General features: G+C 28.9%; 17 protein-coding genes. 3 read left to right on the forward strand and 14 right to left on the reverse strand.

Annotated features, from left to right (window positions below):
* Positions 1-152 precede the first annotated feature (152 nt).
* From H8S20_RS11105 to H8S20_RS11115, 3 genes are all read right to left on the reverse strand, one after another.
* Positions 153-1,034 carry an anti-sigma factor domain-containing protein gene (locus H8S20_RS11105; RefSeq protein ID WP_186860147.1) on the reverse strand — a complete coding sequence of 294 codons (882 nt, stop codon included), beginning with the start codon at positions 1,032-1,034 and terminating at the stop codon, positions 153-155.
* A 10-nt stretch (positions 1,035-1,044) separates the two neighbouring features.
* Complete coding sequence (locus tag H8S20_RS11110) at positions 1,045-1,710, reverse strand: sigma-70 family RNA polymerase sigma factor (protein ID WP_032117886.1); 666 nt, start codon at positions 1,708-1,710, stop codon at positions 1,045-1,047.
* Positions 1,711-1,808: 98 nt separating this feature from the next.
* Complete coding sequence (locus H8S20_RS11115) at positions 1,809-2,468, reverse strand: hypothetical protein (RefSeq protein ID WP_032117885.1); 660 nt, start codon at positions 2,466-2,468, stop codon at positions 1,809-1,811.
* A gap of 413 nt (positions 2,469-2,881) precedes the next feature.
* Between H8S20_RS11115 and H8S20_RS11120 the strand changes: the two genes are divergently transcribed.
* Complete coding sequence (locus tag H8S20_RS11120; RefSeq protein ID WP_186860148.1) at positions 2,882-3,085, forward strand: hypothetical protein; 204 nt, start codon at positions 2,882-2,884, stop codon at positions 3,083-3,085.
* A 192-nt stretch (positions 3,086-3,277) separates the two neighbouring features.
* Here H8S20_RS11120 and H8S20_RS11125 read toward each other — a convergent pair whose 3' ends face one another.
* Positions 3,278-3,910 (reverse strand): HAD family hydrolase, encoded by a 633-nt coding sequence (locus H8S20_RS11125; protein WP_186860149.1) that lies wholly within the window; start codon positions 3,908-3,910, stop codon positions 3,278-3,280.
* 189 nt (positions 3,911-4,099) lie between these two features.
* On the opposite strand from H8S20_RS11125, the gene H8S20_RS11130 reads away from it, so the two are divergent.
* Positions 4,100-4,447 carry a DUF1622 domain-containing protein gene (locus H8S20_RS11130; RefSeq protein WP_032117882.1) on the forward strand — a complete coding sequence of 116 codons (348 nt, stop codon included), beginning with the start codon at positions 4,100-4,102 and terminating at the stop codon, positions 4,445-4,447.
* A 144-nt stretch (positions 4,448-4,591) separates the two neighbouring features.
* On the opposite strand, the gene rhaA is transcribed toward H8S20_RS11130, so the two are convergent.
* The 7 genes from rhaA to H8S20_RS11165 all read right to left on the reverse strand — a co-directional run bounded on the left by rhaA (position 4,592) and on the right by H8S20_RS11165 (position 12,525).
* Entirely contained in the window at positions 4,592-5,866 is a 1,275-nt protein-coding gene (gene rhaA / locus H8S20_RS11135) for an L-rhamnose isomerase (protein ID WP_186860150.1), read from the reverse strand.
* Complete coding sequence (gene rhaB, locus H8S20_RS11140; RefSeq protein WP_186860151.1) at positions 5,863-7,284, reverse strand: rhamnulokinase; 1,422 nt, start codon at positions 7,282-7,284, stop codon at positions 5,863-5,865. Before rhaB ends, rhaA begins: the two co-directional genes overlap by 4 nt.
* 29 nt (positions 7,285-7,313) lie before the next feature.
* Positions 7,314-7,634: an L-rhamnose mutarotase gene (gene rhaM, locus H8S20_RS11145; protein ID WP_186860152.1), complete on the reverse strand. Its 321-nt coding sequence runs from the start codon at positions 7,632-7,634 to the stop codon at positions 7,314-7,316.
* A 124-nt stretch (positions 7,635-7,758) separates the two neighbouring features.
* The gene (locus H8S20_RS11150; protein ID WP_032117878.1) at positions 7,759-8,910 is read right to left on the reverse strand and encodes a substrate-binding domain-containing protein; all 1,152 of its coding nucleotides are present in this window, start codon (positions 8,908-8,910) and stop codon (positions 7,759-7,761) included.
* A gap of 61 nt (positions 8,911-8,971) precedes the next feature.
* Positions 8,972-10,006 carry an ABC transporter permease gene (locus tag H8S20_RS11155; RefSeq protein ID WP_042281342.1) on the reverse strand — a complete coding sequence of 345 codons (1,035 nt, stop codon included), beginning with the start codon at positions 10,004-10,006 and terminating at the stop codon, positions 8,972-8,974.
* Entirely contained in the window at positions 10,006-11,010 is a 1,005-nt protein-coding gene (locus tag H8S20_RS11160) for an ABC transporter permease (RefSeq protein ID WP_186860153.1), read from the reverse strand. Before H8S20_RS11160 ends, H8S20_RS11155 begins: the two co-directional genes overlap by 1 nt.
* A gap of 3 nt (positions 11,011-11,013) precedes the next feature.
* Positions 11,014-12,525, reverse strand: coding sequence for a sugar ABC transporter ATP-binding protein (locus H8S20_RS11165; RefSeq protein ID WP_032117876.1), 1,512 nt, complete (start codon positions 12,523-12,525; stop codon positions 11,014-11,016).
* Between the two features lie 258 nt (positions 12,526-12,783).
* Between H8S20_RS11165 and H8S20_RS11170 the strand changes: the two genes are divergently transcribed.
* Positions 12,784-13,821, forward strand: a complete 1,038-nt coding sequence (locus H8S20_RS11170; RefSeq protein WP_032117875.1) for an AraC family transcriptional regulator — start codon at positions 12,784-12,786, stop codon at positions 13,819-13,821.
* Positions 13,822-13,885: 64 nt separating this feature from the next.
* On the opposite strand, the gene H8S20_RS11175 is transcribed toward H8S20_RS11170, so the two are convergent.
* The 3 genes from H8S20_RS11175 to H8S20_RS11185 all read right to left on the reverse strand — a co-directional run.
* Positions 13,886-14,245, reverse strand: coding sequence for a hypothetical protein (locus tag H8S20_RS11175; RefSeq protein WP_186860154.1), 360 nt, complete (start codon positions 14,243-14,245; stop codon positions 13,886-13,888).
* Between the two features lie 5 nt (positions 14,246-14,250).
* The gene (locus H8S20_RS11180; protein ID WP_186860155.1) at positions 14,251-14,415 is read right to left on the reverse strand and encodes an ATP-binding protein; all 165 of its coding nucleotides are present in this window, start codon (positions 14,413-14,415) and stop codon (positions 14,251-14,253) included.
* Positions 14,416-14,495: 80 nt separating this feature from the next.
* On the reverse strand, positions 14,496-14,951 hold a 456-nt coding region (locus H8S20_RS11185), incomplete at its 5' end, for a hypothetical protein (RefSeq protein ID WP_207725309.1).

The following is a 14,951-nucleotide window of genomic DNA, read 5'->3' on the forward strand; positions in this document are numbered from 1 at the left end:
CAATATCATTATTACTTAAGCATTGATAAATTTTCCCTCAAGACCTAAATAAATATAATCTCCTAAAAATAAAAAAGGCTAAGCAAACTTTTCTAGTTGCTCTAGCCTTTTAAGATTCAATAATAATATTTTAAATATATGACTTCATTTTATTAATCGTCATTTTCCTCATGATTATCATCGTCATCACTTTCCTCATGATTATCATCTTCATCATCATTATTATCCTTATCATTTTCGTCTTCTAATCTATCTTCTAACTCATCTTGAAGTTCATCTAGCTGCTCTTCATCTAAAAATATACTTCCATCAACATTCCTTAGTAACTCTAACATTTCTTGAGTACTTAAGTTTTCTATAGCATCTTCAAAATTATCTTCATCAAGTTTTACTAATGCCTCATACTTACCTAAGCTAATTCCTTGACTTTTAGCTTTTTCTAAATCTGACTTTTGCCCTTTCAAGAATGCTACCTCAGTACCTTTAAATGTATTTTTAATAGTTTTTTGAATATCTTTTTCATAATTTATATTCTCATTTCCGATAAACGAGAATCCTACTAAAACAGCATTATTATTACTTAAGTAATTATTTTGGCTTAGTAAATCTTTTAATGCCACTGTCCCTTCTTGAAAGGTCATTCCTTTAATTTTATCTAAACCTAATGCAATAGCATCATCATTTATTCCTTTTACATCCTTTATAATTCCATTTTGGTCTAATTCAAACTCTATACTAGGATTAATATCAAAGGTTAAAACTGCATAAACATTATTCATTTTACTAGAGAACATATTCATTATTGGATTTATTAAAATTACAAATAAAGCTGCAATTGCGCCTAGAGGTACTATATACTTTCTAAAAGGAATTACCTTAGCCGTATCTTTCTTAATATAAATATCTTCTTCAAAAAAGAATACTGATTTTCCAACCTTTAGGCCATCTTTATTTTTTATTCTGACTAATGTCCCATCTTCTTTCATAATAATAACATAGTCATTTTTAACTTCCATAACTATCCCTTTAAACATACTGCACCTCCTATCTCTTTATCCATAATCTTAAATTTCTAAAATTCTTATCAATAATAATTACAACAGATATTATAAATTTCTTACTTCGTTTAATTACCTTTTCTGTTACTGAAAATTTTACTGAGATTTGTTTTATAGGAAGTCTTCTTTTTTCATACATAAAGCTAGTTAGTGACTTTTCCTTGCTGACCTTTTCAGATAATTCTATAGCATTTCTTCTAGTATCCTCATGCTTAGGAGCCTCATCTACTAAGTCTTCAAAAGTAAAACCAAAAGCTTCTATTTCTTCTTTTAATTTACCTATTTCATTTGATAATTCATCACTTTCTTCAACTACTGTCTCTGCTACTTCCGATATATCAATACCTTTCTCTTTAAGGGCTTCTATTGATTCAACCTTATTATTTTTATTTTCTTTTATAAGATAATTTTTCACCCTACTACTTATGACAAGCTTTGCAAAAGCTGAAAAACTTCCCCTACTCTCTTCATATTTGTCTATAGCCTCCTTAAAAGCAATAAGTGCTATACTTAATTCATCATCATTTTCTACAGACACATATCTTCCTGTAATAGAACTTACTGTCTTTACTATAAATGCCATATAATCTTGAATTAATTTGTCTATACTCTTATTTTTAATGTCATTAATATTCTCTTCTGCAAATTCCATTTAGCTATATATACCACCTCTCTGTTTTATATTACAACAATATCTCTAGGAATTTCCCCCTAGAGATATTGTTAACATAATACTGAAGTAAAATTCAATTAATCATTGTCGTTATGATCATCTATATCATTAAATTCATCATGATCATTGTCATCGTGATCATCATTATGATCTAAATCTAATCCAGCTTCATGTTCTTTCGCATCAATTATATCTTCTATTATATCATCATATTTTTGTCCATATTGCTTTTCTAATTCACTTTCTAAGATATCATCCCAATTTGCACCATTTTTAACTAATAGATCATTTGCCCAGTTTGTCCCATATTTACTTTCTATAGCTTTTACTATTTCATCTTTTTTAGCTTTTTCTTCTGCTGTATAATAATCATCGTGGTCTAAATCATCTATATCTAATTCATTTTCTTTTCTTTCTATAAGATCATCAATTAGATCATCATACTTTTCCCCAAAATATACTTCTAATTCATCTTCTAATATGTCATCCCATTTATCACCATTCTTTGCTGATAAATCTGTTTCCCAATTTGAGCCATATTTATTTACTATATAATTTTCTATTTCTGATGTACTAACATTTCCTCCAGTATATTTTGAAGTTTCTGTTGTTACATTTACTGGTTTTACCTCTACTGTTTTGTTCACTCCACCATCATTACTTGAAGCCATTGCTGTTAAGCCTGCTCCACATACACCTGCTACTACTAATCCTACTAAAATCTTATTCATTTTCATTTTAAATTCCTCCATTTACTTTCTTTTAATATTAAATACCTAATCTATTTTTTATTTAGGTACCATTTCTCTCATTTTCTTTAAAATTTTTTTACATTATTAAATACAATGTATTTCTTCATTTTAGGTACCTTTTAAGTAAAAAACTAAATTTTTAATTTGAACTTTTCAACTTAACCTGAATAGTGAATTTCCTTAAATTAATCTTTTATTTCTCACACATCATTAGATACAATTAATATTTTAAGTTTAGGTACCTTTTTATTAGTCTTGTTTTAATTAAGTATTGATTGGAATAGTCTCTGTTAATTCTATTGTAGAATCAGATGAGATTTTCTTTGCATATTCATATAAAGGATCTATAATAAAAATATAAATTCTTTAATAATATTAATAAAAAGAGAGGGTACTTTATGAGAAATAATACATGTATAAAATGCCATTCTAGTAAAATAGTAAAAGTAGGTGAAGAATCAAGGTACAATAATGCCATATGTATAAATGCCTTTAAAAATGCTATATCAACAAAATACATATGTTGTGATTGTGGGTACTTTGAAGAATATTATGAGAATAAAAATGACAGGGAAGCTATTTATAAAAAGTTTAAAGAATAATATATTAATATACTGTGAGTTAAAAGTGGACAAATTTATACTTGTTCATTTTTTATTCTAAATATCTACATTCATTCAAAATAGAGCCCTTTATTATAGTTTAATTTTTTTATTTTATACCTTAATAACCTTTTGGAAAATAAAAAGAAGCTATGCATTTGCTTAGCTTTCTTAATCTATAATAATATTATTTTATTTTTCTACTATATTTTTTAGTGCTTCAAAGCTTTCAATTACTAATTCAGCGTCTTCAACATTGCCAAATCCATACTTCGCATAAACAAAAGGTATATTACATTCCTTTGTTGCATTGTAATCCCCTTCTGTGTCGCCAACATATATAGGATTTTGTAAATTATTTCTCTCAATAACTAACTTTATGTTATCACCTTTAGGTAATCCAGTTCTTTCGTAGTTTTCAAAATCTATAAAATACTTTTCTAATTTATGAGCTTCTAAGAAAGCCTCAACATACCCGCATTGACAGTTACTAACAATAAATAACTTATACTTTTTATTTAGTTCATCAAGTACCTCTTCTACTTTATCATATAATTTTCCACCATTTATTCTTAAGTAATCACATTCAGCAGCTGCACATTCATCAAATATTTTCATTCCTAATTCTTTATCAACATTCGGCAATAATTTTTCTACTATTTTTTCTGAAGTTAATCCCATTACACCATTAATTTCCTCAATAGTAATAACTCTATTTAGTTCAGAATAGTTATTTGATAATATCTTATTCCAAATTTCTAAAATACTAGAACATGAATTCCATAAAGTTCCATCAAGGTCAAATATTATACTATCTATTTTCATACCCATTTCTCCACCCTTAAAATTGTATTTTTACTATTTGTCCAAATTTTCTCCAACATTAATATACCATCATATTCCATATAAAATCCACATTTATATATACTACTCATAAAATTATGCAGAATATATTCTAATACTTTTATGTTAATTAGGGCAAATTAAAATATAACTTTATTTTGAGGTGTTTTTATGCTAGAAGAATTATTTGATAAATATCTCCCAATTTTAATTCATCTTTTCGAATTGATGGGAATTATTATACTAACTCTAGGTACTTTTACCGCTTTCATAAACTATTTTAAAGGAAAGGTATCAAAAAAAGATTATAAAATAAAATATGAATTTGCAGATGTTATGGTCACATCATTAGACTTCAAGCTTTCAGCTGAAATTTTAAAGACAGTAATAATAAGAAGCAAGGAAGAACTAGTTATCCTTGCTGTAGTGTTTATAATAAGAATTATTATGACCTTTGTATTAGAAAGAGAAATGAAAACTCAAGAACGTAAAGCGTCAAAAACTTCAGAATCAAAATAATTCATATAATATTATTCATTAAGAAAAAGTTCTGTTAGCTAGCATTCTTAATATGTAATGCTTACACAGGCACATTATACTCTAGTATTTAGAGTTAGTACCTAAGTAAGTTTTATATATCAGGATTTCACTAACAGAACCGTACTACTTTCTGTTATTTAAAACTTCTTCTTCATATTTTTTAACTTCTTTTATCCACTCTTCCCCTACTGGAACATTATTTTTTGCACAGTAGTAATTCCATATATCCCCTAATGGATATGTCTTAAACTCTTCCATTAAAGCTAACCTTTCTGTGAAATTACCATCATCTTGTAGCTTTCTTAAATAATCATTTGGAATTAGTAAGGCTGATAATAATGCTTTTATCATATTTCTAGATCCTATTGTCCATGCAGCTATTCTATTTATACTTGCATCAAAATAATCTAGTCCTATAATAATTTTATCTAATGAATCATTTCTTACTATTTCCTTTGCAATTTCTTTAAGCTCATCATCAAAAATAACAACGTGATCGCTATCCCACCTTACAGGCCTACTTACATGTAAAGCTACTTTATCATTAAACAATGTCATAGCAGATAATTTATCTGATACTACCTCTGTTGGATGATAATGTCCTGTATCTAATAATGGTACTAAGTTATTTTTATTAACAAAATTAATATAAAACTCACTTGAACCAACAGTATAACTTTCAGCACCTATTCCAAATACTTTTGATTCTACAGCATCTAAGTTATATTTTTTATCTATTTCAACACTAAATATCTCCTCTAATGAATCTTTAAGCCTCTTTCTAGGCCCTAATCTATCAGCTGGAATATCCTTATATCCATCTGGAATCCAAAGATTAGTTAAACATGTTTGTCCTAGTTCTTTTCCAAAGTATTCTCCAATCTTTCTTGATGCTATAGCATGTCTTATCCAGAAATCTCTTATTTCTTTATTAGGACTAGATAATGTTAAATTATCAGCAGCCTTTTCATGAGAAAATATTGTTGGATTAAAATCTAATCCTAGACCATTCTCTTTCGCCCATTTAACCCAATTAGCAAAATGCTCAGGTTTTAATTCATCTCTATCAACAAATTTCCCATCTGTTTCTGCATAAATAGCATGTAAATTCACTTTATGTTTACCTGGAATCAAACTTAAAGCCTTATCTAGATCTTTTCTTAATTCTTCTGCATTTCTAGCCTTTCCTGGATAATTTCCAGTAGCAGCTATTCCTCCAGATAACTCTTGATTATTAGCTTCAAAACCTGTAACATCATCACCTTGCCAACAATGAATAGATATTTTTATATCCTTTAATATATCTAAAGCTTTGTCTACATCTATTCCCCATTTTTCATAATCCTTTTTAGCTGTCTCATATCTGCTTGATAGTTCATATTTTTCTTTTATATTCATACTCTCCCTCCTACTAATTCTAAATTAAATTTTTTTATATCAAATGAATTTCTAATAGTATCTCTAGCTTCCTCTAAAGTATTTAGCTCTCCATAGCTTAAAAGTTGTGCAACTATATTACCTATAGCAGTTGCTTCAATAGGGCCTGCTAATACCTCTTTACCTGTAACATTAGCTACAAGCTCATTAAGAAGATGATTTTGGCAACCTCCACCAAATATATTTATTCTCTTAAACTCTTTTTCAAAAATCACTTCAAGGTCATCTACAGCTTTTTTATAGCTATGTGCTAAACTGTTAAAAGCGCAAAATGCCACTTCTCCAACACTTTCAGGTACTCTTAACTTATTTTCTTTGCAGTAATTTTGTATTTCACAAACCATATTGTCAGGATTTAGAAATCTATCGTCATCAACATCTATAATAGATTCTAAATAGCTTGCCTTTCTTGCCTCATTTACTAATTCAGCAAATGAGTATTTATTATCATAGTTTCTCTTAACCTCTTGTATAATCCAAAGCCCCATTATGTTTTTTAAAAATCTAAATCTATAATCTATTCCACCTTCATTTGTAAAATTATATTCCATTGATTGTGGTACACATATTGGAAACCTATTTTCAACACCTATTAATGACCAAGTTCCGGAGCTTAAATAAATACTATCTGAGTCATTACATACAGATGATATAAAGGCTGAACCTGTGTCATGAGTTGCAGGCAATATTACTTCTAAATCAAATCCTAATTCATCTTTTAATTCTTTTCTTAATCCACCAAGCTTAGTTTTGGGCATAGATATCTCTTGAAAAATTTCACTAGGTATTTCTAATTCTCTTAATATTTCTTCATCCCATGTCTTATCAAAGGAGTTTATTAACTGAGTTGTTGAAGCATCAGTATACTCATTTACCTTTTTCCCTGTAAGTAAAAAGTTTAAATAATCAGGAATCATTAAAAAAGCCTTTGATTTTTCTAAAAGCTCTGGATTATTTCTTTTTAGAGCAAAAAGTTGATAAATTGTATTTATTCTATTAAATTGAATCCCTGTATGGAAATATAGTTTATCTTTAGAAATAACCTTTGATAATTCTTCAATCATACCTTCTGTTCTTCTATCTCTATAAGATACTGTGTTTCCTAAAACTTCATCATTTTCATTAAGCAATATAAAGTCAACTCCCCAAGTATCTATTCCCATACTTTTAGGAATCTTGTTTAATTTTTTACATTTCTTCATCCCATTTTTTATTTCATTAAATACATGCTTGATATCCCAACAATATTCTCCATCTACTTTTTTTATCCCATTCTCAAATCTATAAATCTCTTCTAGCTTAATTTTGCTATCTTCTATATACCCTAAGATATGTCTTCCACTGGAAGCTCCAATATCTACAGCTAAAAAATATTCCATAGCTTTACACACCCTTTTCAATATTTATCTTATTCTAAAAAAAATACTGGTTTTAGATCTACACATACTGGACTATTGTCAGGATTAGTCTCCATAATATCAGACATGTAATCCCACCACTTTTTACATATCTCAGTTTTTGCACTTTCGTTCCATCTATCTAAATCATCAACCTCTATGTAACCATATAGGTAGTTTGTCTCCGTATCTAAATATATTGAATAATTACTTCCACCATATTCATGTATCATTTCTTTCATCTCTGGCCATAAATTATTATGCCTTTTTTCATATTCTTCTTCATATCCTTTATAAAGTTTCATTTTGAAACATCTTCTAACCTTGCTCATAATTTCACTCCAATACTACTAATAAACTAAATAAATTTAAAATTCTTTCAGGAATTTTTTAATGTAAGACGTCACCTATTTGGTTTCAGTGACGTCTTAAAATTTAATTAAAAGATATTGAGGTTTACAATTTATCTATCCAATTAGCCATATTTTCTTTGCTGAATACGTATGGATTTCCTACTATAATTAAAGATCCATCATCATCAGTGTGTTTAATTGTTTCCATAGTTCTTGCTGGGTATTCACCAATTGCATCCATTTCAAATGTACTTCCTACAGAACCATCATATCCATCTTTGTAAGCAGCCCATGTTGCAGCAGCACCTACACGACCAAGGTCTATAACATCCCATAACATCATATATGGACATACAAAATCAAAAGCATTATCTGATTCTTTTGTTGGCATAAATGTTTGCATTTCACTCGGTAATCCAAGACCTGTTAATTTAATCTTACAATTTGGATTAGACTTTAATGCTTGACCAGCTGCAGCCATACCGACAGTTGTAGGTGATATTATAACGTCAACATTATTTTCAGCTATAAATGCATTAGCTTGAGTTGTACTAACTGTTGGGTCATCATTACCATATTTTTTAGTTAATTCAGGATTAACTTTACCCTTATACATAGGTTTAGCTAATTCTTCTTCCATCTTTGCAATCCAACCATTTTGAACTGGTGTATCAATAGAAGCTGATAAAACACCCAATTTTATTTCATCTCCAGAATAACTTGAAAGAGCATCCTTTGTAGCCTTTTCCATATCACCATCTTTTGGATAATCTATACCAAGAGCTATTAATGTAGCAGCTTGAACTAATGATGAACCTATACCTTCTTGTGATGTTGGGTCAATATGTGTTAAACGTAGAGATGGATCTAACTTTGAGTCAACAGATACAACTTTTATTCCAGCAGCTTCTGCTTTAGCTAGAACTTCATCATATCCAGTATCCCCATTTGTTGATATTGTTAATGATGCAATTTTTTGAGTTATTAATTCATCTATTAACTTAACTTGTGCCGCAACAGTAGTTTCTGCCGGACTCTTATACACAGCCTCTTCTCCTTGAGCTTTAATATACTCTTGGAAACCTTCAGCCATTAAATCTCCAAAAGAGTTACCTGTACTCTTAAACATGAATACATGTTTTCCTTCCATGCTTCCTGAAGAACTTGATGAACCAGAATCACCTGATGAACCGCACCCAACTAATGTACTAACTGCAACTGTAGCAGCTAGTAATACAGATAATATTTTTTTCATTTATTTTCCCCTCCACTAATTTTAAATTTATTTATAGTAGCAATTGCTACAATAATTCATATTATTTATTTCTCTTTGAAGCAAAGCTTGCTTTCATATTCGCAAAAAATTGCTTATTAATATTAGGTATAAGTACAGCAATTATTAAGATAACTCCTGTAACAATCTTTCTTGTATTAGCATCTACTCCTAGCAATCCTAAAGTATAAGAAAGGAAAGCCATGATTAATGTTGCTATAACAGGTCCATATACTTTACCTTTTCCTCCACTAGTAGATATTCCCCCTAGTACAGCTATTGCTATAACTTCTAATTCATATCCTTTACCCATTGTAGAGCTGACACCACCGCCCATACGACCAACAAAAAATATTGCAGATACAGCTGCCATAATTCCCATTATTACAAAAGCCATAATCTTTACTCTCTCAACATTTATTCCTGAGTACTCACTAGCTACCTTATTATTTCCTATCATATATAACTCTCTACCAAATTTGCTTCTGTGTAATACTACAGCAAATATAGCTGCAAATATTAAGAAACAAATCAATGATAATGGTACAAACCCAAAAAGATTTTGCCACGACAATGTCTTAAATATTGGTGGAAAATTCTTAAGAACGTTAACATCTAATACAATTTTTACAATCCCTCTAAACAAAGACATTGTGGCTATTGTTACTATTACTGCTGGCATCTTAACCTTAGCTACTAAAATTCCATTAAATAAACCACATAGCCCACCGGCTATAATCCCACAAACAACTGCTATAACTGAGTTAATCCCTGCATCCATCATTAGTCCCATAACCATAGAACTTAATATCATTATTGACGCTACTGATACATCTATATCTCCAAGCATTAATATAAAAATCATACCTAAAACCATAAATGACAAATCCATACCTGATTGTATTATTGACGGAATAGTTCCTGCTGCAAAATACAAATTTGGCTTTGATATCATTAATACAACATTTATTAAGATAAGAATATAAAGTAATATCATTTCCCATCTTACAAGGAACTTCTTTAGGTTAAACTTTTCTTTTACTCTTAAATCTCGTACTTCTACGTTTTTGTTCTCCATTATATCAAAGCTCCTCTCTCTTTTAATGCTCTCTTATCTGCCATCTTTAAAGTTATAATATTAATTGCAACTGCAATTATAATAATTCCACCTTGTATTGCATCTTGCCATACACTTAAGCCTGGAAGTAAGCTGATAAAATATGATATAAAACCCATCATTACTGTACTTATTACAACACCGTCTATACGTCCCTTTCCTCCAACTATACTTACTCCACCTAATATACAAATTGCTATAGCCTGCATTTCAAAACCTTCTGCCATACCGTAAAAACTAATAGCATGGTTTGCTGTATATAACATTCCAGCAAGGCCTGACAATGTTCCACAAAGCGTATATGCTAATATCTTCACATTACCTTCATTAATACCAGAAATTTTTGAAGACTCAGAGCTTGTACCAATTGCATATATTCTCCTTCCTGGCCTTGTTATAGCTAAAAATATAGCTGCTAAAGCAAAAAGGATAATTGCAATCCACGTTATATTATAAATTCCTAAGAAGTTTCCTTCTGCATACCATGTGTATCCTGAGGTAAATAGATGAGGGAATAACCAATTTCCTCCACTTACTAAAAATGCTAAACCTCTAAATGCATACATAGTTCCAAGTGTACTTATCATAGGAATCATATTTAATTTTCCTATTAAAAATCCATTTACAAATCCACATAAAGCTCCAATTATAAGTGATACTAATACCCATACGATTGCTGGAACACCTGGATTATTACTCATTAGTAATGATGTTATTACTCCAGTTAAAGCAAGAATAGAACCCACTGATAAATCTATACCTCCAGTAAGTAAAACAAACATCATTCCTATTGATAATATCGCGTATATAGAGTTATTTCTAAGCATTGAAATTATTGAATCCACTTTAAACATCGCTGGTGTTATTATTAAACCTAAAACTATTAAAATAACCATACCAACTAAAAGTCCAAAATTTCTATACTGAGTTATTCTTTTTAATATGCTTTCTTTATTTTCCGCCATCTATTACTCCCCCTTAACTTCAGAAGTTTGCTTCTTTAAAGACGCTTCTAAAATTCTCTCTTGAGTAGCTTCTTTAATACTAAAACTATCTGTCACCCTACCAGAACTCATGACAACAATACGATCAGCCATACCTAATACTTCTGGCATTTCTGAAGAAACCATAATTATTGTGTACCCATTACTTGCTAATTCATTCATAATTTCATATATTGAGTATTTCGCTCCTACATCTATTCCTTTTGTAGGTTCATCTAGAATTAATACCTTTAAATCACAATTTAATAATTTAGCGAAAACTACTTTTTGCTGATTCCCTCCTGATAAAGATGCTGGAGTAGCTTCAATATCTTTAGCTTTCAATTGAATCTTCTCACAAAGTTCAATAGATTTATTCATCTCATCGTCAACAGCAACTACACCTTTTTTAACAAAATTCTTTAAAACTGGTGAAGTAACATTTTGATATATAGGAAGCTCATTTATAAGCCCTTGTACTTGCCTATCTTCTGGAAGTAATCCAATTCCAAGCTTTAAGGCATCAATTGGACTTTTAATCTTTATAGATTTCTTATCTAATAATATTTCACCACTATCTGGTGCAAGTATTCCAAATAGACTTTGACATACTTCTGTACGTCCTGCTCCAACTAACCCTGTTAAAGCTAATATTTCACCTTTCTTTGCATTGAAAGATACGTTTTTATAATATCCTTCTTTAGATATATCCTTAACTTCTAAAACTACATCTCCAACTTTTGATGTTTTATTTGGATACATTTGATCTAGTTCCCTACCCACCATAGCTGTTATAAGGTCATGGTTAGCTATTTTATCAACATCCCATGAACCTATATACTTAGAATCACGTAGTACTGTAACTCTAGTAGCTACACGATACATATCTTCAAATTTATGAGTTATAAATATAATTGAAACTCCTTGATCTCTTAATCTATCTACTATCTTATATAATTCTTCACACTCATATTTGGTAAGTGATGCGGTAGGTTCATCCATTATCAAAATTCTTGCCTCTCTCGATAAAGCTTTTGCAATTTCAACTAATTGTTGTTGAGCTACACTTAAAGTATTCATAGGCTTAGAAACATCTATCTTATCACTAAGTGGTGCTATAATTTCCTTTGCACGCTTTCTCATAGCTTTCCAATCATAAGTATGAAACTTAGTAGTTATCTCTCTCCCCATAAATATATTTTCAGTAACAGATAAATCTGGAAATGCTGTTACATGTTGATAGATAGCTGCAATTCCTAGTTTTTCTGAATCCACTGTAGATTTAAAAGCTACTTCTTTGTTATCTAATAAAATAGTTCCGCTATCCGGTTTATGAACCCCTGTAATTACTTTTATAAAAGTTGATTTCCCCGCTCCATTTTCTCCCATCAAAGCATGAACCTCACCTTTTTTTAACTGAAATTGTGCACCATTCAATGCAATAACTCCTCCGAATGTTTTAACTACATCCTTCAACTCGAGTATGTAACTTGCCATAAATAAACCCCCTCAAGCTCCTTTATTTTTATCCTTATAATTTTCCTACTTTAAACGTTTACTTATTGTTAAAAGTTTTCTTTATTTCTAAATTAACATTTATCGGATAATTATATTTTAGGCTTTTAAAGTTAAAAGTTTAATGACAAAAACAAAGTACACACTGTCACTTTTTAACATTTATTTGAATTTTTTCAATATTCTGATATAATATTAATTAAGATTTTTTCTTAACTTATTTCTATTGGAGGTATTTTTATGGATTATTCTGAATTGGAAAACATATTAAAAATGAATACAACTTCTGAAAAACATATATTAAATTCACTAAGCCTTTTTAATAAAAATACCTTAACCTATAAAGAAATAATTACTATCTTAGACCCAATTCTTCACTACAAAATTGAAAATAATTTATTAATATTAAACGATAATATGGTTTTGCTACCTGATGAAAACGTTACTATAAGTAAACATCACAGATATATTAGAGTTCCAGATCATAAACATAATTTTATTGAACTTATATATGTATATAGCGGCTCATGCACTCAAACAATAAATGGATCAACTATAGAACTGAAAACAGGTGAAGTGTGTTTATTAGATACAAATGTTATTCATTCCATTGAAGCAGCAAGTAAGAATGATATAATAATTAACTGTCTAATGAGAAAGGATTACTTCGATACTTCTTTCTTCTCCAGATTATCTTCAAACAACTTAATTTCTAACTTTTTAGTTAATGCTATTTATCAAAGTAAAAGCCATAATAATTATATAGTATTTCATTCAGGGAATAATTATAAACTAATGAGATTTATGCAAGACTTAATGTGTGAATACTATGAAAACTCAATTTGCTCTAACGAAATCATAAACTGCTATATAATTTTAATTTTTTCTGAATTATTAAAAGTGTATCAAAATCAAACTAACGAACTAGCAATAACAAATAAAAAAGATTGTACTCATAGCATAGCGGATATATTAGAATATATAGAAAATAACTACTCTACAGCTACACTAACATCTACAGCAGATCATTTCCACTTTCATCCCAATTACCTAAGTTCATTAATTAAGAAAACTACCGGAAAATCATATAAAGATATAATACAGGAACATAAACTAAAAAAGGCCTGTTCATTACTTAAAAATACAGATATTACTATAGAAGAGATTTCTTCAGAGATAGGATATAATAATCTTAATTTCTTTTATAAAAAATTCAAAAGTTTATATGGGGTTACTCCTTCAGAATATCGTAAAATAAATACTAATCTCTATACTTAAATATGCTTTTATAAATATGGTTTTTAGCAAACTAAAAAGGACCAAACTTGGTCCTTTTAGATAGTTATTTATTAATTTCATCTGTTATTAATGACTTAGATATATACATTGAACTTATTATCTTCTTAAGTCGTGCATGATGAGCAGTACCTTCTGCGAATTTTATTTGCGCTTTTTCACATTTACTAATAATCGAAGATACTGGGCGTATTGCTTCTATAAGTTCTTCTTTTGTATACTTATCCATAACATTTTGATTTTCTATTAATAATTTAGAAATATATAAAGCTTTTATCCTATTCTTAAGAAGTGTATGTTGTGATGTACCTTCTTCAAATTTAGGCTGCATTTTTTCACAATTTTTAATTGTTGAATCTACTACTTGTAGCGCTTCTATTAAATCTTCTCTTCTGTATTGGCTCATATCTTTTACCTCAAACTTAATTTAAAAATTATCTTATTCTCTTTAAATCTATATGATAAACTACCTTCATTCTCTTTTGCAAGCTCTTTACACAAATATAATCCAAGTCCCGAACTACTTACTTCTTTCGATATATCATTATATTCATTTACCATTATTAATTTTCTCATAAATAAAAAACCTCCATATATTATTTAATTATATAATACCTGGAAGTTTTTACATAGCAATTTCAATTGTTACAAACTTATTAACTTGCCTTTGAATCAAAATTAACTCTATTAAGTAATTTCAATTTTTTTATATCTAAATTACTATTATCATCGTTGTAATCATGCCACCTTTTCATAAATTCCTCATTTAAATCTATTAAATCTTGAAAATACACAATATTAAAATCATCTATAAAATTCTCTTTATTATTACTAAACTCTTCTGATTTAAGTAAGTTTATTACAAAGCCTCTATTCCAACATTCATCATTCATATATTTATTATTAATAACTTGTCCTTCATATGGCAATATTTTTTCTACAGTCTGTCTAATTATATTTTCATCATTATATAAAGCTATCAATAAATTTGTAAAATTCACTTTAGATGGTGCTATTTTATTAATATAACAATCTATATCATACTTTTCCTTTATATAATCATTAAATCTAATTATCTTACTTAAACTCAAAAGCCAACTATTATTATCAAA

The organism is Clostridium hominis (assembly GCF_014287825.1).
In the GTDB taxonomy this organism is placed as follows: domain Bacteria; phylum Bacillota; class Clostridia; order Clostridiales; family Clostridiaceae; genus Clostridium; species Clostridium hominis.